This is a genomic window from Microtetraspora fusca, from assembly GCF_001570365.1.
GTDB lineage: Bacteria > Actinomycetota > Actinomycetes > Streptosporangiales > Streptosporangiaceae > Microtetraspora > Microtetraspora fusca.
This window is the reverse complement of the sequence record NZ_BBYK01000044.1, coordinates 119,234-135,182: the sequence shown is the minus strand read 5'-3', so window position 1 is coordinate 135,182 and position 15,949 is coordinate 119,234. Positions and strand designations below refer to the sequence as shown.

The window sequence follows — 15,949 nt, the reverse complement described above, 5'->3', positions numbered from 1 at the left end:
TCGACGAGGTCACCGGCGAGCGCAAGCGGTTCTTCTCGGCGATTCTGCCCTGTACCGCTTCAAAAGTCGTCGCAGGGTAGGCGGGCCTGGGCGGGGCGTCGCTTGATCCGCGCTGGGATCGGATCCGGTGTCAGGAGGCTCACGTGTCGCCGCCCAGCCGGGTCCACGAGCGTTTTGTCGCGCGCAGGACGACGGACACGTCGGTGGCCAGTACTCCCGCCAACGGGGCCAGCGAACGGTGAAAGAGCATTGTGATCTCGCCGGGAGTGCGATGGGCGGCGTAGCCGAGGACGTTGAACGGTCCGGTCACCACCTCCAAGGTGCGGATCACCGGCTCGGCGGCAAGCTGTCGCAGAGCACGCTCCAGGTGGCGGGGCTGCACGTTAAGCAGGAACCGGGTCTCCACCGGGTATCCGAGCAGGTCGGCGGGCACCTCGCACCGCAGCACGAGGGCCTCGCACGCCAGCAGGTGTTCGAGGCGCCGCCGTACCCCGGACTCCGACATGCCCAGTTCCTGGGCGAGACGGGCCACCGGGAGCCGGGCGTCGCGGCGTAGCGCCTGCTCGATTCTCCTGTCCGTGGTGTCCAGGGCAGGCGCGCGGGGCGGCTGCTCGCCGCGTCTGGCCCGCGCACGCCAGGGAGTGTCCGGCCCGCCCGGATCCCAGTCGTTGGCGGTCAGCAGTGTCTCCAGGACGATCGCCGTGCGCATGGACAGGATGCCGGGGATCCGCGGGATGTCGTCGCTCAGCGAGCGGACGAGGGTGGCGCGGTCGGCGGCGGTCAGTTCGGCAACGACGTCGGCACTGCCGACGGTCTGTGCGGCGAAGCGAACGTCGTCGCGTGCCGCGAGCTCATCGGCCACCTGCGCGGCCCGGCCGGGTGCGCACGTCACGTCGAGTGCGGCCACCAGGCCCTCGCCGATCCGCTCGGAGATCAGTGTCGCGGTGACCCTTATAGTGCCTCGGTCGAGCAAGGCGTCCAGATGGCGTCCCGCCGTGCGTTCGCTGACCCCGCAGGCAGCCGCCAGATCCTTGAGCGGGGCGCGAGGGTGGCGCCGGAGCGCCCGGACCAGCGTGAGGTCAAGCTGTGACAGGGCGTTCATCCTGCCTGAATCCTTCATCAAGAGCGATCAAGTTGCCGGTTTCCGCGTTTTTACTGCGGGGTGGTTGTCGTTATGGCCACCCATCACTGACCTTAGTGCGGCAGAGCCAACTGGCCGTCCAATCGAACGCTGCCTTCTCGCACACCCCCCGCACCGAGGTGATCGTTTTGCCTACTCTCCCCGCCGGCGCCGCAACCGGCGAGTCCCCGCGCACCGCGCTCCGGCCGCTCGTGGCCGGGACCACCATCGGGCAGATCGTCGAGTGGTTCGACTGGTCGGTCTATGCGATCTTCGCGCCTTACTTCGCGGAGAAGTTCTTCCCCGCCTCCTCGCCGCTGGCCTCCTTGCTCGCCACCTATCTGGTCTTCGCGGTGTCGTTCGTCGTCCGGCCACTCGGCGGTGTCCTGTTCGGCTACGCGGCGGACCGCTTCGGCCGCCGTCCCGCCTTCGCCGCGTCCATCCTGCTCATGTCCGCCAGCATGGCAGTGATCGCCATCACCCCCTCCTACGCGACGATCGGCTGGGTCGCTCCCACGCTGCTCACTACCGCCCGCTTGCTGCAGGGCCTGTCGGCCGGCGGCGAGATGCCGAGCAGCAGCGCCTTCCTCACTGAGGCTGTGCCGGCGGCCCGACGGGGCTTCTACTCCTCGTTCATCTTTCTCGGTGTGGGCGCGGGCACCCTTTTGGCGACACTGTTCGGGACGGCTCTGTCCGTGCTGCTGTCACCGGCCCAGCTCACCGACTGGGGATGGCGTCTGGCCTTCGTTCTGGGGGCTGTGCTGTGCCTGTACGGTCTACGCTTGCGTAAGCAGCTCCCGGAGACCGAGGCGTTCCGCGAGGTCGCGAAGCGCGCCGACGGCCCGAAGCAAGGACTGAGAGCACTGCTGCGCAGGCACCCCGGAGCCGTGGTGCGTGTGGTCTGCTTCAACGTCGGCGGCACGATCGCCTACTACACCTTCGCCGTTCACATGCCGACTTACCTGAAGACCGCGGTGGGAATGTCGGCCACGGCGGCCTTCGTCGTCACCTCGATCACCCTTATCGTCTACTCCGCGCAGATGCCGCTGTGGGGACACCTGACCGACAGGTTCGGCCGACGACCGATCATGGCGGCAGGTGCGTTCGGCATGGCCGTCGCGGTCGTGCCCGTCTCCCTCGCCCTCGACGGCGGACCGGTCCTCGCGGTCCTCCTCCTGTGCGTCGCGATCACCTTCCTCGCCATGACCAGCGCCACCGTCTCAGCGGTGATGGCCGAGCAGTTCCCCACGTCGGTGCGTGCTCTGGGCATCGGACTGCCCTACGCCCTGGCCACGGCGGCCTTCGGTGGCACCGCGCCCTACCTGGCCACCTGGCTGGAGGGTCAGGGCCTCCGCGCGGCGTACTTCGGGTGGGTTGCCCTGCTCTGCGCGATCACCGGCGTCGCTTTCCTCACGATGCGGGAGATGGCCGGGAGAGAGCTGTCCAGAGACTGAGCCCCTTTGTCGTAGCCCGGCTTCCACACCCTGGAGGAGAACATGTCCGAAGCCCTGGCTGGCTTCCGCCCCATCGGGCCCTCCCCCGATCGTTCCGCGGACAACACCCCTGGCCAAGGCCCATATCGCCGTATGATCCTGCGCGGTCTCACCGTAGTGGACGGCACCGGGGCGCCTCCCTACGGGCCGGTGGACCTCGTCATCGAAGGCGGCACCATCGCCGCCGTGCTCGCAGCGGGCAACGCCACGCGGGTCGCCGATGCCCCCGAGGCATGGGCGACGGTATCTGCCGACCGGGTGCTCGACCTGACCGGACACTACGTTCTACCGGGTCTGATCGACGCGCACGCTCACATCGCCACACCCGAGCAGGCGCCACGGGCCGACTACTGCTACAAGCTGTGGCTCGGGCACGGAGTGACCACAGTCCGCGAGCTGGGCGCGATGACGAACGGCTTCGCCTTCACCGCCGAAGAGGCCCGGCGCAGCCAGGAGCTGGAGATCGTCGCACCCTCGATCGTTCCGTATGTGTATTTCGGGCACGGCTTGGGCGCGACACCGACCGGCGAAAGGCAGGCGTGCGCCTGGGTCCAGGCGGCGGCGGAGCAGGGGGCGGCTGGCGTGAAGTTCTTCGGGGCACCGCCGAAGGCCATGCAGGCTGCGCTGCAGGAGGCCGCACATCTCGGGCTCGGCACCGCCTGCCACCACGCCCAGCAGGACGTGGCGCGGGTCAACGCGCTGGCCACGTCGCGGTGGGGGCTGCGCAGCGTCGAGCACTGGTATGGGCTGGCCGAGGCCATGTTCACCGACCGAACGGTGCAGCACTACCGGCCGGACTACAACTACCTTGATGAAGCCGTCCGCTTCGGCGTGGGCGCCGAGGTGTGGCAGCAGTGCGCCGAGCCGGGCAGCGCCCGCTGGGACGCCGTGCTGGACGAGCTGCTGAGCCTGGGCACCACGCTGGTACCGACGTTCAACATCTACATCGCGACCCGCGACGCCGCCAGGACACGCGCCTCGGAGTGGCACGCTGACTACACGGCTCCCCAACTCGAGAGCTTCTTCACCCCGAGCCCTCGTGCGCACGGCTCGTTCTTCTCCGATTGGGGCACCGAGCAGGAGGTCGCCTGGCGGCACGCCTATCAGAAGTGGATGCAGCTCGTCCGCGACTTCCACCAGCGAGGCGGCAGGGTCGCCGCGGGCTCGGACTCCGGTTTCATCTACAAGGTCTACGGATTCGGCCTGGTGGAAGAACTGGAACTCCTGCGTGAGGCGGGCTTGCATCCTTTGGAGGTCATACGCGCGGCCACCCTGTCCGGTGCGGAGCTGCTCGGCATCGATGACGTGACCGGCAGCATCGAGCCCGGCAAGCGCGCCGACCTTCTCATCGTCGAGGAGAACCCGCTGGCCAACCTCAAGCTGCTCTACGGCCACGGCCACCTGCGCTATAGCCCCGAAGGCCTTCCCTATCGCACGGGTGGAGTGAAGCTGACGGTCAGGGAGGGCATCGTCTACGATGCAGCCCGCCTGCGCGCCGATGTACGGGCCATGGTGCAAGACGAGCGCGCCCGGCAAAAGGACATTGTGCTGGCCGGCGAAGACGGCAGCACAAGGCAGTGAGCTTCCCCTCCTAGCGAGGAGTGTCAATCCCCTGAAAACGTGGAGAGGTCCTAAGCCACAGCGGCCCACATGCCACCCCGAGCCGATGTATCCACGGAGGCAAACATGATCACAGCAGCGCACGGGAAACCCGAGTCGCAATCGCCGGCATTCCGTACGCTGGTTTGCGCCGCCGTGGTAGTAGCGGCGCTGACGGGATGTGGGGCGGCCCCTGCCTGCAAGCCGTGCGCGGGACACAGGGTTCAGCTCACCGTGCATCATTCGATCGTGAGATCCGGCCTCACCTATCAGCTGTGCGACGCACATGACATTTGCCGGGAAGGGCTGTTGAACGTTCCCAGCTCGTCTATGTTCCCCACCCCTGCCCAGGGGCTCAGCACCCTGGCCGGAGTCCAGGACATCGTCTTCAACGTCAACCTTCCTGGACAGGCCACCGACTACTCGCGCATGCCCGTTCGAGTCGTCGTAAAGAACAGGAAGGGGCAGGTTGTCGGCCGTGGAGAGGCTACCTTCCCCGAATACCCGCCGATCGAAGCCGAGCCGTGCTACTGCTACAACGCGTTTGTGAAGGTGGACGTCCGCCCCGGCATGTAACGCCAGGCGTGAGGAAGCACACCTCGCGGGTGAACGTCGGTTGAGCAGTTTCACCAGCGGATTATCCGTCCGCTGGTTCAGGAGGCCGTAAGTCCAGCAGAGTACGTGGAGACGATCCTTGACGGTTGGCATGCCATCGTCGGGCGTGGTTGCCCCGAGGGGTCTTCGGTTGTGATCTTCTCTTGATCGTCTCTCGGGTCTGCCCTGACATGGGCGGTCTGAACGATCTACCGCGTGCCCGATCCGTGCCCGCGAGGAGACAACGAGCAACCAAACGAGATCAACTTCTCGATCCGAAGCCGCGCCTGATCGAGAAATCCCACGTCAGACGGGGTGCGGAGTGGTGGGGCGCCAGGGATTCGAACCCCGAACCTACGGATTAAAAGATCACTTGTTACTTGCCATTTGCTATCCGGGCATGCCGATTCGTGTCACCCTGTCCGGCGTTGTCGCCGTTTTCGTATCGGCTGGTGACGGTCCATGTCATGTCGTATCCCATACACGCGAGCGATCATCGAGCAACCGACCGGGGCATCCAAACGAGCAAATGAGGGCTTGACCTGATAACTGGGGAACTCCTTCACGCTCTCGTGGTTGGGCAGCGCACACCTCCCGTACGAGGCTCACTTGCCCCGCCCTGTATGGGAGGTGCAACCGACCCCGCTGTCAGTCGATGAGCAACCAGCGATGCCGGGTGGGCTTTACCCCACCGACTATGGCTATACGTTCCGCGGCGAACGCACATCGCCGATGTTCAAGGCCGGGATTTCTGGTCACTCCGCGACGAGGCCGGCTTCGGTGAATCGCTTGATCAGACTGGGCTTGCTCCGGTGCCGTTCCCGAAGGTGGGTAAAGCGTTGAGCGAAGGTGCCGACATGGTCGTCGCGGATGGCCAGGGCCTGCAGGTCGCGGAGGAGATCGACGGCCTGGTCGTACTCGCGTGGCTTCTTGGTGTCGATGAACATCTCCACCCGTGCCCACGCGGCTTCGAGATCGTGGGCGAGCCGGTTCAAATGAAGTTCCCGGGCCTGGCGCCGCTCCTGTTCCTGGCGTGCCAGTTCTTCCGCGCGCCGGGCTGTCTCCTGCTGCTCACGGGCGTGGCGGCGAGCGCCGGCGGCGTCCAGCAGCTCAGCGACCGTCCGCCCGGCCTCCACCTGGGAGGCGGTGTTGCCGCCGAACTCGCGGAGCAGTTCCCATCGGACCCGCGTGGTGTCGTCCTCGGCCACCCGCAACAGCAGCGCGGTCTTGCGTTTGGCGGGCAGGCTACCGATCCAGGCGGCCAGAGCAGCCCGATCATGTTGCACGGCTTGCGCCGGTGGGCTGGCCTCGGCGGCGGTCGCGAGGAGGTCGTCGTCCAAGCGCAGGAAGTCAGCCAGGGCACGCTGGGCGGCACTGAGCGAGCCCAGCCCCGGTGGGACAGGAGGCTCCGGCTCGTCCTCTTCGGCGTAGTCGAAGGCGTCCTCGTCGCGCTCCCATGTCCCGTAGGCCGACAACCAGGCAAGATAGAGCGGCCGCAGATCACCGGCGGCCAGTTCGGCACGGACCCCGACGATCGCTGACAGGGAGCGTTCGACGCCGTCTTCCCAGTACTCCTCTTCCGCCTCGCTGGTGAAGTTGAGGATGAGGTGTTCGCCGCTGGTCCAGGCGCTGACCTGGTCGCCTGCGCAGTAGCGTTCGGCCAGCGCGGGATCCAGCACGGTTCGGGGGAGGCGGAGCATGACCTGGTGGGTGCCCCAATTGGTCAGATACAGGTGGGCGTCGTAGTAGCGCTCCATCATGCGGTGCGGGTCGCCGCGGAAGTTACCCCAGTGGTATTCGTTGGTGAAGCTGGTGGCGGTGATGTGGGCTCGGGTGGACAGGGCGCGGACCTCGGCCTGCTGCCGGTCGGTGAGCGGCCGGTCGATGGTCAGGAACTCGTAGTACTGGTACTCGCTCACGCTTTCACCCGGCCCAGCGGCGGTACGCGTCGATCCATTCGGCGCCGGCCGGGGGTGGGTCAGGCAACGGCAGGTCGAGGATGCCGATCGCCTGCCGTTGCCGGCCGTGGCGGCAGATCGCCACGATGCCGCTCCCTACGCGGAAGTCGATCGCGGTGACGGTGACCTGCAGGCCGAGCATGTTCGTCTCGAACGGCACTGCCAGGTTGTCGCCGATCATCATCTGGAAGCTGGAGAGCTGCTCTTCGTCGGTGTAGGCGTCCACAATCACCTGCTCGATCAGCTCGTCCAGGTGTTCTTTCGGGGGGCGGCGAGTCATGGCCGCAGACGATACTCCTGCCGAGGACTGCCTGCGATCATCCTCGGGCAGGGGATGCGTTGACCGTCATGGCTTGGCAGGGGTGATGTCCGTGTGTGGAAAATCCTCGCCTTTGAAGAGCAGGGGCTGGTCCAGGTCCTTGGCGAGAGCGTAGGCGAAGCAGTCGCCCATGTTGAGTTTGGCCTTGGAGTGGTTGCCTTTGCCGTAAGTCTGGTAAGCGCGGCGCGCGATTCTTGCCTGATTAGGTGTTACGGGCTCGATGATGAGCCCCATCTCGTTGACGAGCGTGTCGAAGGCGTTACGCATGGTCTCGCCGCGGTTGTCCGCCACGATGGCCGCCTCGACGTAGTTGACAGCCGAGATACGACACACGGCTGCGGCGATGGCGTGGGCAAAGCGGGTGGCCTCGGGCTCGCCGTTGATGACGGCGATGATGGCGCTGGAATCGATGATCATGCGGGAAGGCCGGTGTCCGGGTCGTACAGGTCATCGGTGGACAGCTTGTCCTGGCCAAGGCGGGTTCGCATATCGGCGGCAACGCTCAGGATGCGTTCGGCTCTGCCGGCGGCTCCGGTGCGGCGTTCCAGCGCTTCCAAACGGCGCTCGAGCACTTGAGCGGCGTGCTGGGTTTCCTCGGCCAACCGGATGACCCGGCGGGCGAGATCGTGAATGGGCTCGTGTTCGAGGTCCACGCTCACCGTCGCTCGACTCCTTCGGTCGCGTCACCTGGGTTGTTTTTTCAGCGTAGCTGGTGGCCAAGCCTTACTCGTGCCGACGAATAGAATCCGTCCACGTCCATGTCATGAGGTTGCGTTCGAACCGAATCTCAGCCTGGATCCCGAGTTTCGCAGTTCGTGGGCACATGAGGCTTGATCGCGGGATGTAGGTACTGGTCAGCGGGCTGAGGTGCGCCCTGAGGCGTGCAAATCGTGGGCACACGACTGTTCGTGATTCTGCTGCGCTGTCTGCTAGCTGTGATAGATGATGCGGGCATATATCTGCGGAAGATGCAGCGGCGCAACGGCGACGGAAGCGTGGTCCGGTACCTGCAACTGGCGAACAACCGGCGGGTGAACGGGACGACCCAGGCCGAGGTGCTGGTCAACCTGGGCCGCGAAGACAAGCTCGACGTGGACGCGCTTCGACGGCTGGTCGCCTCCATCAACCGGTACCTCGGCGATGAAGACGACGTCACGGTGCCGTTGGCAGCCGATGCGGCGGGCCCGCTGTCGGCTGAGTCCGCCCGCCCGTTCGGGGCGATCTGGCTGCTGGACGAGCTGTGGCGGATGCTGAACATCGACAAAGCCCTGGCCACGGTGCTCGGGCCGCGACGGTTTCGCACCGACATCGAGCGGATCATCTTCGCACTGATCGCCAACCGGGCCGTGGCCCCCTCCTCCAAGCTCGCCGCGGCTGACCGGGCCACCCATACCGTTGCCGTCCCAGGCCTGGCCGGCATGGATAAGGACCAGGCGATGCGGGCGATGGACCTGCTGGCAGGCGCCGACGCCCGCGGCGAGGTCACCCGTGAGGTGTTCTTCTCCGTGGCCAACCTGCTGAACCTGGAAGTCGACCTGATCTTCTTCGATACGACCTCGACGTACTTCGAACGCGACGGAGAGCCGGCCCCGGATGAGGGCGGAGAGCAGGGGCTTCGACGGTTCGGACACTCCAAGGACCACCGCCGGGACCTGCCGCGGATCGTGATCGGCTTGGCGGTGACCCGCGAGGGCATCCCGGTCCGCTGCTGGGTGTGGCCCGGCAACACCTCGGACATGACCGTGATCGAGCAGGTGAAAGACGATCTGCGGGACTGGCGGCTGGGCCGGGCCGTCACGGTCACCGACTCGGGGTTTTCCTCGAAGGAGAACATGGCCTACCTGCAGCGGGCCGGCGGCCATTACATCTGCGGCGTCAAGATGCGCGAGGGGACCGAGCAGGCAGCCGAGGCGCTCTCGCGGCAGGGCCGCTACCAGGATGTCCGCGACAACCTGCGGGTCAAGGAGGTCAAGCTCGCCTCCGATCCCGGGCGCAGGTGGATCATCTGCCACAACCCCATCGAGGCCGAGCGGGACAAGATGCGCCGCGACACCCAGCTGGACGCGATCAGACAAGAGCTGGAACGGATCGCCGCTTCCCGCGCCGCTGATGTGAGGAAGGCCCAGGCGAAGGCCGCGCAGCAGGGCAAGGGGCGGATGGCAGCCAAGCCGTCGGATGCCCCGCACCGCAAGGCCGAATGCGCGCTACGCGATCACGCTTCCCTCGGCCGCTGGCTCAAGCAGCACCCCACCACCGGCCGCCTGTCGATCGACATGCGCAAGGTGAAGGCCGAGGCGAACCTGGACGGTAAGTACCTCATCGCCACGTCCGACCCCGATCTGACCCCCGAGGACATCGCGCTCGGCTACAAGAACCTCCTCGAAGCCGAGGCCGCATTCCGGACCATGAAGACCACCCTGGATCTGCGGCCGGTCTATCACCGCCTGGACGAACGGATCGTCGCGCACGTCCTGCTGTGCTGGCTGGTGCTGCTGCTCATCCGCGTTGCCGAACGCCGCACCGGGCAGACCTGGCGCACTATCAACCGCGAACTCGGCCGCGTCCATCAGGTCACCCTGTCCGGCCCTGCCGGGCGGCTGACCCAGACCACCAAACTCACCCGGCCCAAGCCCAGCTCTTCAAAGACTGCGGAGCGTCTCCGCCGCCGAAGATGAGCGGTCTCCAACCCGCCGAATAGGCCCTGAACAGGGGAATCGCTGAGCAGGGGCGTGGACACACGCCTTTGCCGCTACTTCACGCATGTCTCCGCAGGCCAGCCCCCGAATTGACGAGTCTCGTCTGCCCACCAACTGCGAAACTCGGGACTACCGGCCGAAACGTACCTACGCACGATCCAATCTCGCGCAGATGCTCTTCGGCTTCGAACTCGACCGCCGCCTGCACGCCGCCGGCAGCACGACGCTGAGCGTGATCACCCACCCCGGCGGCGCACTCGACTCCCTCACGCCCTCACGCCCGCCGGTCCGCCTCCGAACCACGGGCGAACGACTGTGCGGCCTGCCGGCCGGCCTCCTCTTGCAAAGCAAGGAGGCCGCTGCCTGGCCCGCCGTCCGGGCCGTCGTCGACCCGTCCGTGCGCGGCGGCCAGCTTTTGGGACCTCGGGTATTCGGGATCCGCGGCCTACCCACGCTCGAGCCCATCCAAGGTCACCTGGCCGACACCGTACTCGCGGCGCGCCTGTGGACCGCCACCGCCAGCCTGACCGGCCTCGATCCAAGCTTGAATCTCAGGTGAGCCGCCTCGAGCCAAGGACGCGGTTCTCATAAGCGAGCGATCTAGCGGGCGAGTGTCTGTTCGACAAGGAAGAAGGAGATGGGACGGCGAATGTGGGCACTGGATCCTGCCGGTGGCCCAATCGAGCGGCCGCCCTGGCCGCTACAGTTGGCGCAGTCCTGCGAGCAGGAGCGCGACCAGTCGGCGCGCGTCGTAGCCGGGGTCGCTGTCCGCGCCGATGCAGAGATTTCCGATGCCGCGCATGAGCTCGTAGGCCTCCAGGTCGGTGTGGATCTCGCCGGCGGCGGCTGCGGCCTGGATCAGTTGGGCGCACACGGGCACGAGGCGGTCCACGAAGTAGGTGTGCAGGGCGTCGAACTGGCCGTTGTCCGACCTCAGCACGGCGGCGAGCCCGTGCTTGGTGACCAGGAAGTCCACGAAGAGGCCGGCCCATCGCTCCAGTGCTGCGTGTGGGGTCGCGCTGGTCGCCAGCAGGGCCGGACCGGCCTCGACACAGGCTTCGACCTGGTGCCGGTACACGGCGATGATGAGATCCGCTCGCGTCGGAAAGTGACGATAGATCGTGGCGGTTCCCACGCCGGCCTTGGCCGCGATGTCGCGTATCGGTGCTTCCACGCCCGATGTGACGAAGACCGCGGCGGCCGCGTCGAGCAGGGTCTCCTCGTTGCGCCGGGCGTCGGCTCGCCTGGGCCTGCCCGCGCGCTCGGCGCCCGGTTCGCCGTCATTCACCGCGACGTTCACCTCCACCCTCGACATTGATAAACGGGACAGTGTCCCGTATCGTCAAACGGGACAGAGTCCCGCTTGTTCATGGTGCCAGATCAACTGCCCGACCACCAGGCCGCGCCCTGTCACCATGCCGTTCCATCACCTAGCCGCCCACGGAACCGAACGAAGGTGCATCCATGTCCCCCTCGAGCCTTGCCGGCACGCCGAAGTCCGCCGACTCGCCCGCGACGGTGATATCTGCGCAACCGGTCGTGCTGTCCGCCCCGGACCGCGGGCAGGATCTGCAGGTCCGTGTATCCGCGCCCGCGACCGGCGACAACCTGCCCATCATCGTCTTCTCACATGGCTTCGGCTCGTCGATGAACGGCTACGCCCCGCTGGCCGACTACTGGGCCGCCCCTGCCGCACACGCGCCCCGCGCTCGAGCGGTTGAAGGCAGCCGTCATCGCGCCGGGCAGCGAGACGGTTCGGTACTGCGCCGCTTCGAACAGGCAATCGACGGACCGTAAAACTGGACGGCTCCTCACAGATGGCAGAACCTATGCACGGGCGCCATCAGCGGTCTAGCTCACCATCAGGTGGTTCACCGTTCCTCCTGGGAGAGGAAGGTGATGGCGATGCGTGAGAGCCATCCAGTGGTCTACAAGCGGTGCGGGTGCACTGAACGGAGCGGGCGGTGCCCGAGGCTGCTCGAGGACGGGCATGGCTCGTGGTATTTCGCGGTGCAGATTCGGGGTCTGTCGGGACGCCGGGAGCGTGTTCGGCGAGGAGGCTATGCCAGCGCGGGGGAAGCCGAGCAAGCCGGGTGCCAGTTGATCGCAGCCGAGCAGGGCGGCCCGATCGGGGCGGGGTGCACGGTGGCCCAGTGGCTGCGGTACTGGTTGGCGACCGATCAGGGGATCCGGCCGAGGACGCGTCAGGGGTATGCGGATCATGTCCGGCTGCACCTGGTCCCGGCGCTGGGACGGATCGTGCTGTCGGAACTGTCCGCCCGCGATGTACGGCGAATGTTCACGGCGTTGGCCGGACGCCGGAATCGGTACGGCAGACCGCTGGCGGCGGCGTCGCTGGAGCGGATCCGCGCCACGCTGAGGGCCGCGCTGAACGAGCCGTCCGGGAAGGGCTGATCGACAGCAATCCCGCCCGAACTCTACGGTTGCCTGCCGCGCCGCGTCAGAGGGCGCAGGTGTGGACCGACCGGTGGGTGGCGGTGTGGAAGGCCACCGGGGAGAGGCCCAGGGTGGCGGTGTGGACGATTCCGCAGCTTGTGGCCTTCCTGGACGGCGTCCGCGAGGATCCGCTGTTCCCGCTGTGGTGGCTGGCCGCGCTTCGCGGGCTTCGCCGGGGCGAACTGGCCAGCCTGCGTTGGGTGGATCTCAGCCTGGAGACATCCGAACTCGCCGTGGTCCAGCAGTTGGTGCACGTCGGCGGGAAGTTGGTCCCGTTCCCGCCCAAGAGTGCGGCCGGCAGGCGCACGGTCGCGCTGGATCCGCAGACGGTGCGGCTACTACGCCGTCATGAACGCGACCGGCGGGCGGAGAAGACACGTCGCGGGGAGGCCTGGGACGACACGGCGCAGACTCGCCGGGGCGGCAGCTCGGTGGCGCCGGACTACCTGACCTACCGGTTCCATGGGCTGGTGCTGAGGAGCGGGCTACCGCCGGTGCGGTTGCACGACCTGCGGTACGGCGCGGTCACGATGGCGCTGGCCGCACATGTGGATCTACCGGTCGTACAGGACCAGGTCGGCCACGCCAGCATCGTGCTGACCGCCGACACCTACACCTCGGTGCTACCGGAGCTGCATCACCGGGCGGCCAGGGCGACGGCACGGCTGGTGCTGTCGGCGGCGCGCGGGACCGCCCGACGGGTTCGCCGGGGGCGATGCGGCTGGATGACCCAGGTGTGACCCATCCGTGTCCCAGGCCATGATCGGAAGACCTCCCATTGAGGAGAACGCCCAGCCCATTGGTAGTGGGGCGCCAGGGATTGGAAGCAGGCGGGGCGGCGAACACCGCGTACATCTCGAGCGAGTTGCCCGCGTTGAGGTAACCGCCCACTTCGCTGCACACGCACTTGGCGTCCTCACCGGTGCCGTGTCAAGGTCCAACAGTGCACCGCCGAGGGCCAGCTGCGCCTGCGCGGCCCCCTTGTCGTCGGCGTACTCGCGGTAGATCCCGAGTGCCTCCTCCGCGCCGCGGCGAGCGGCATCGGGCCGCCCCTCGGCCAGAGCCACCCTGGACATGACCAGCGTCCCCGCGGTCTCGGGCAGCCGATCGCCCAGGCGTCTGACGGCCTCGCCGCGCGGATCGCCCAGCTCGCGGTACGCGTCAAGGCTCCGCACGAGCAGGTCCTCGGCTTGCCGCACCCCGCCGAGCGCGACCGCACGATGCGGTCAGGCCGGGGCGGTCTCGCCGCGTGGCGTGGCCTGCCAGAGCCGCGCGAGGAACAGGACGAGCGTGTCGGCGACGGAGCTGTCGAGCTCGTGGGGACGGTCGAGCGCCCATGTGTCGAGGGCGTCGAAGATGCCCGTGGTCGCCACGGTGACCAGTTCGGCGCTGGGGTGCGGGGCGATGAGGCCGATCTTGAGGCCGTTCGCGACGAGGCTCTGGACCCACGAACCGCTGTCGGACCAGGGCAGACCGGCGAGCACCGCCCTGTCATCCGGATGCTCGCGTAGATGCGCGACCAGTCGTGTCGTACCGGCCACCACCTGTTCCCACAGTTCGTCCGCGGTCGCCACTTCGGTCCAGGGGCCGAGCGCGGTGAGCGTGCGGGCCGCCGCGTCGGCGACCACGGCGCCGAAGAGGTCGTCCTTGCCGTCGAAGTAGTGGTAGGCGGAGCTCTTGGAGATGCCGGCCTCGGCGATGATCTGGTTGAACGACGCCGTGTCCTTGCCGTCGCGGGCGAAGTGGGCGCGGGCGACCGCGAGGATGGCGGCTCGTGCGTCGGCCGGCAGCCGGTCGAAGCGGGGCAGTGGCATCGGTGTCCCTAGAGGCTGTGTGCGGGCGAGGCGGCCTGCCGCCGGAGGGCGAGCGTGCGATTGACGCGGGCCGTCATGATCCAGTGTGCCGCCCACATCAGGAGGGCGATCGCCCCGCCGACGTATCCGGCCGCCCCCGGGAAGAGCGACAGGATCTGGAACGCGCACCAACCGTAGCCGAGTGCCGCCCATCGCCGGACGAAGCCGCTCGGCACGTACGCGTCTGCGGCCAGTGAGGTGGAGACGGTCCGCACGATGAAGAAGTCCTCGGTGAAGTTGTAGGGGATCGCGAACATCCACCAGACCGACGCGGGAGCCGCCGTCCTGGCATCCGGCCGTACGGCCGTCATCGTGCGCTGGAGGGCGCGGCAGTACAGCGCGACGAGGCCGAAGAAGACGGCGACGGCGATGAGCCCGCCGGGCATGCCCAGCGCGGCGATCTCGCCCAGGATTCCCCGCCCCCACTGAGGTGCCCACAGCGGGTACGTGAGGACGATCGAGACCAGGACGGTGCCCACGGTTTTGACGATGATCCGCATGCCCCAGAGTGTACTAGTGGTACACACCGATGGTGCACCCTCTCTTTTCGGGCGGCGCCCACCGGGTTCCTACGCGTCGTCCGCGTGGGACCGGGGGAGCCGCAGCGCATCGTCAAGGAGACCGGCAAACCCGTATCGCACGTCGCGCGGGACCTTGGTATCAACGAGTACACGCTGCACAACTGGGTGCAGATGGACCGGCATGCCAGCGGGCAGGCCGTCGGCGGTGGAGGCGGGACGCTGAAGGAGTCCGAAAGCGAGGAGCTGGCGCGGCTGCGGCGGGAGAAGGCCGAGCTGGTCAAGGAGCGCGCTCGCGAGAAGGCGGCGTGGGAGAAGGAACGCGCTGAGCTGGAGGACGAGCGTGATGTTCTCAAGCGCTCGGTGGTCTTGTGGGTGAAAGAGGCGATGGGCCGGTGAGCGTGGCGGCCTTCATCTGCTCTCAGAAGACCGACCACAGCATCGACCATGCCACCTCCTGCCGGGCGCTGGGGGTGTCGCAGTCGTGGTTCTACAAGTGGAAGAACCGCATCGGCCAGACCGCCCCGACGGCGCGTGAGCAGCGGCGGGCGCGTCTGGATGAGGAGATCAAGCGCCTGTTTGCGGCATCGGGCGGCACCTATGGCTCGCCCCGGATCACGCAGGACCTGCATGCCGAGGGCTGGAAGGTGTCGGAGAACACGGTCGCAGCCCGGATGGTCGTGCTCGGGCTGGCCGGCCGGCCGCCCAAGAAGCGCCGGTCGCTGACCCGGCAGGGCAAACGGCGAGCGGCGCCGGACCTGGTCGGCCGCACGTTCACGGCGGTCGCGCCGGACGTGTTGTGGGTCGGCGACGGCACGATGATCGATACCGATGAAGGGCCGCTGTACCTGGCCACGGTTGAGGACCTGTTCTCTCGCCGGCTGCTCGGCTACGCCATGTCCGAGCACCACGACGCGGCGCTGACCGTCGCTTCACTGCAGATGGCGGTGGCCACCAGGGGCGGGAATGTGGACGGGGTGATTTTTCACTCGGACCGTGGGTCGGAGTACACCGCTGCCCGTTACCAGGCCGAATGCTGCAAGCACGGCGTCGTGCAGTCGATGGGCCGGGTGGGATGCGCTCTCGACAACGCTGCGGCCGAGGCGTTCAACAGCACGCTCAAGGTCGAGTACGTGCACCGGCAGCGTTTCCGGACGCGGGCCGAGGCCCGCGTGAAGATCGCAACCTGGATCACCGATTTCTACAACGCAAGGAGGAGGCACAGCGCCAACGACGGACTGTCGCCCATCGCATTCGAGCGTCAGATGACCGAGAAGAGGCAACCGTCAACGGGCCTGCTGAGGGCCGGTGTGGCATAGGACCGTCTCCACGTTTTCAGGGG

At 67.4% G+C, this 15,949-nt stretch carries 16 protein-coding genes and 2 pseudogenes; 10 read left to right on the top strand and 8 right to left on the bottom strand.

Features of this window, described 5'->3' with window-relative positions; genetic code table 11:
- Positions 1-139: 139 nt before the first annotated feature.
- Positions 140-1,102: an Lrp/AsnC family transcriptional regulator gene (locus AWQ68_RS13180; RefSeq protein ID WP_169808911.1), complete on the bottom strand. Its 963-nt coding sequence runs from the start codon at positions 1,100-1,102 to the stop codon at positions 140-142.
- Between the two features lie 167 nt (positions 1,103-1,269).
- On the opposite strand from AWQ68_RS13180, the gene AWQ68_RS13175 reads away from it, so the two are divergent.
- The 3 genes from AWQ68_RS13175 to AWQ68_RS42380 all read left to right on the top strand — a co-directional run bounded on the left by AWQ68_RS13175 (position 1,270) and on the right by AWQ68_RS42380 (position 4,788).
- Positions 1,270-2,574 (top strand): MFS transporter, encoded by a 1,305-nt coding sequence (locus AWQ68_RS13175; RefSeq protein ID WP_169808910.1) that lies wholly within the window; start codon positions 1,270-1,272, stop codon positions 2,572-2,574.
- 42 nt (positions 2,575-2,616) lie between these two features.
- A complete protein-coding gene (locus AWQ68_RS13170) occupies positions 2,617-4,194 on the top strand; it encodes an amidohydrolase family protein (protein WP_066939832.1) in 1,578 nt (525 codons plus the stop codon).
- Between the two features lie 105 nt (positions 4,195-4,299).
- A complete protein-coding gene (locus AWQ68_RS42380) occupies positions 4,300-4,788 on the top strand; it encodes a hypothetical protein (protein ID WP_157545250.1) in 489 nt (162 codons plus the stop codon).
- 773 nt (positions 4,789-5,561) lie between these two features.
- Here the strand turns inward: AWQ68_RS42380 and AWQ68_RS13160 are convergent.
- The 4 genes from AWQ68_RS13160 to AWQ68_RS13145 all read right to left on the bottom strand — a co-directional run bounded on the left by AWQ68_RS13160 (position 5,562) and on the right by AWQ68_RS13145 (position 7,742).
- Positions 5,562-6,725, bottom strand: coding sequence for a hypothetical protein (locus AWQ68_RS13160; protein ID WP_066939827.1), 1,164 nt, complete (start codon positions 6,723-6,725; stop codon positions 5,562-5,564).
- A gap of 4 nt (positions 6,726-6,729) precedes the next feature.
- Positions 6,730-7,044, bottom strand: a complete 315-nt coding sequence (locus AWQ68_RS13155) for a calcium-binding protein (RefSeq protein WP_066939824.1) — start codon at positions 7,042-7,044, stop codon at positions 6,730-6,732.
- A 66-nt stretch (positions 7,045-7,110) separates the two neighbouring features.
- Positions 7,111-7,500 (bottom strand): type II toxin-antitoxin system VapC family toxin, encoded by a 390-nt coding sequence (locus tag AWQ68_RS13150; protein WP_066939821.1) that lies wholly within the window; start codon positions 7,498-7,500, stop codon positions 7,111-7,113.
- Complete coding sequence (locus AWQ68_RS13145; protein ID WP_066939818.1) at positions 7,497-7,742, bottom strand: hypothetical protein; 246 nt, start codon at positions 7,740-7,742, stop codon at positions 7,497-7,499. Before AWQ68_RS13145 ends, AWQ68_RS13150 begins: the two co-directional genes overlap by 4 nt.
- Before the next feature lie 294 nt (positions 7,743-8,036).
- Here AWQ68_RS13145 and AWQ68_RS13140 point away from each other — a divergent pair.
- Together AWQ68_RS13140 and AWQ68_RS13135 are read left to right on the top strand one after the other, a co-directional pair.
- Positions 8,037-9,781 (top strand): annotated as a pseudogene (locus AWQ68_RS13140) (IS1634 family transposase).
- A 62-nt stretch (positions 9,782-9,843) separates the two neighbouring features.
- Positions 9,844-10,338 (top strand): SDR family NAD(P)-dependent oxidoreductase, encoded by a 495-nt coding sequence (locus AWQ68_RS13135; RefSeq protein WP_218006865.1) that lies wholly within the window; start codon positions 9,844-9,846, stop codon positions 10,336-10,338.
- A 141-nt stretch (positions 10,339-10,479) separates the two neighbouring features.
- Here the strand turns inward: AWQ68_RS13135 and AWQ68_RS13130 are convergent, their stop codons facing one another.
- Positions 10,480-11,094 carry a TetR/AcrR family transcriptional regulator gene (locus AWQ68_RS13130; protein WP_084463932.1) on the bottom strand — a complete coding sequence of 205 codons (615 nt, stop codon included), beginning with the start codon at positions 11,092-11,094 and terminating at the stop codon, positions 10,480-10,482.
- Positions 11,095-11,243: 149 nt separating this feature from the next.
- Between AWQ68_RS13130 and AWQ68_RS13125 the strand changes: the two are divergent.
- The 3 genes and pseudogenes from AWQ68_RS13125 to AWQ68_RS13115 form a co-directional block, all read left to right on the top strand.
- Positions 11,244-11,465 (top strand): annotated as a pseudogene (locus AWQ68_RS13125) (chlorophyllase); the annotation flags it as partial.
- A 414-nt stretch (positions 11,466-11,879) separates the two neighbouring features.
- Positions 11,880-12,194 (top strand): tyrosine-type recombinase/integrase, encoded by a 315-nt coding sequence (locus AWQ68_RS43540; RefSeq protein ID WP_066939812.1) that lies wholly within the window; start codon positions 11,880-11,882, stop codon positions 12,192-12,194.
- A 59-nt stretch (positions 12,195-12,253) separates the two neighbouring features.
- The gene (locus AWQ68_RS13115) at positions 12,254-12,976 is read left to right on the top strand and encodes a site-specific integrase (RefSeq protein ID WP_066939809.1); all 723 of its coding nucleotides are present in this window, start codon (positions 12,254-12,256) and stop codon (positions 12,974-12,976) included.
- Positions 12,977-13,462: 486 nt separating this feature from the next.
- Here the strand turns inward: AWQ68_RS13115 and AWQ68_RS13110 are convergent, their stop codons facing one another.
- Positions 13,463-14,050: a TetR/AcrR family transcriptional regulator gene (locus tag AWQ68_RS13110; RefSeq protein WP_066939806.1), complete on the bottom strand. Its 588-nt coding sequence runs from the start codon at positions 14,048-14,050 to the stop codon at positions 13,463-13,465.
- An 8-nt stretch (positions 14,051-14,058) separates the two neighbouring features.
- Entirely contained in the window at positions 14,059-14,589 is a 531-nt protein-coding gene (locus AWQ68_RS13105; protein ID WP_066939804.1) for a hypothetical protein, read from the bottom strand.
- A gap of 84 nt (positions 14,590-14,673) precedes the next feature.
- On the opposite strand from AWQ68_RS13105, the gene AWQ68_RS13100 reads away from it, so the two are divergent.
- Together AWQ68_RS13100 and AWQ68_RS13095 are read left to right on the top strand one after the other, a co-directional pair.
- Positions 14,674-15,006 (top strand): transposase, encoded by a 333-nt coding sequence (locus AWQ68_RS13100; RefSeq protein WP_066939801.1) that lies wholly within the window; start codon positions 14,674-14,676, stop codon positions 15,004-15,006.
- Entirely contained in the window at positions 15,003-15,926 is a 924-nt protein-coding gene (locus tag AWQ68_RS13095) for an IS3 family transposase (protein WP_157545246.1), read from the top strand. The genes AWQ68_RS13100 and AWQ68_RS13095 overlap by 4 nt, the downstream gene beginning before the upstream one ends.
- Positions 15,927-15,949: the final 23 nt, after the last annotated feature.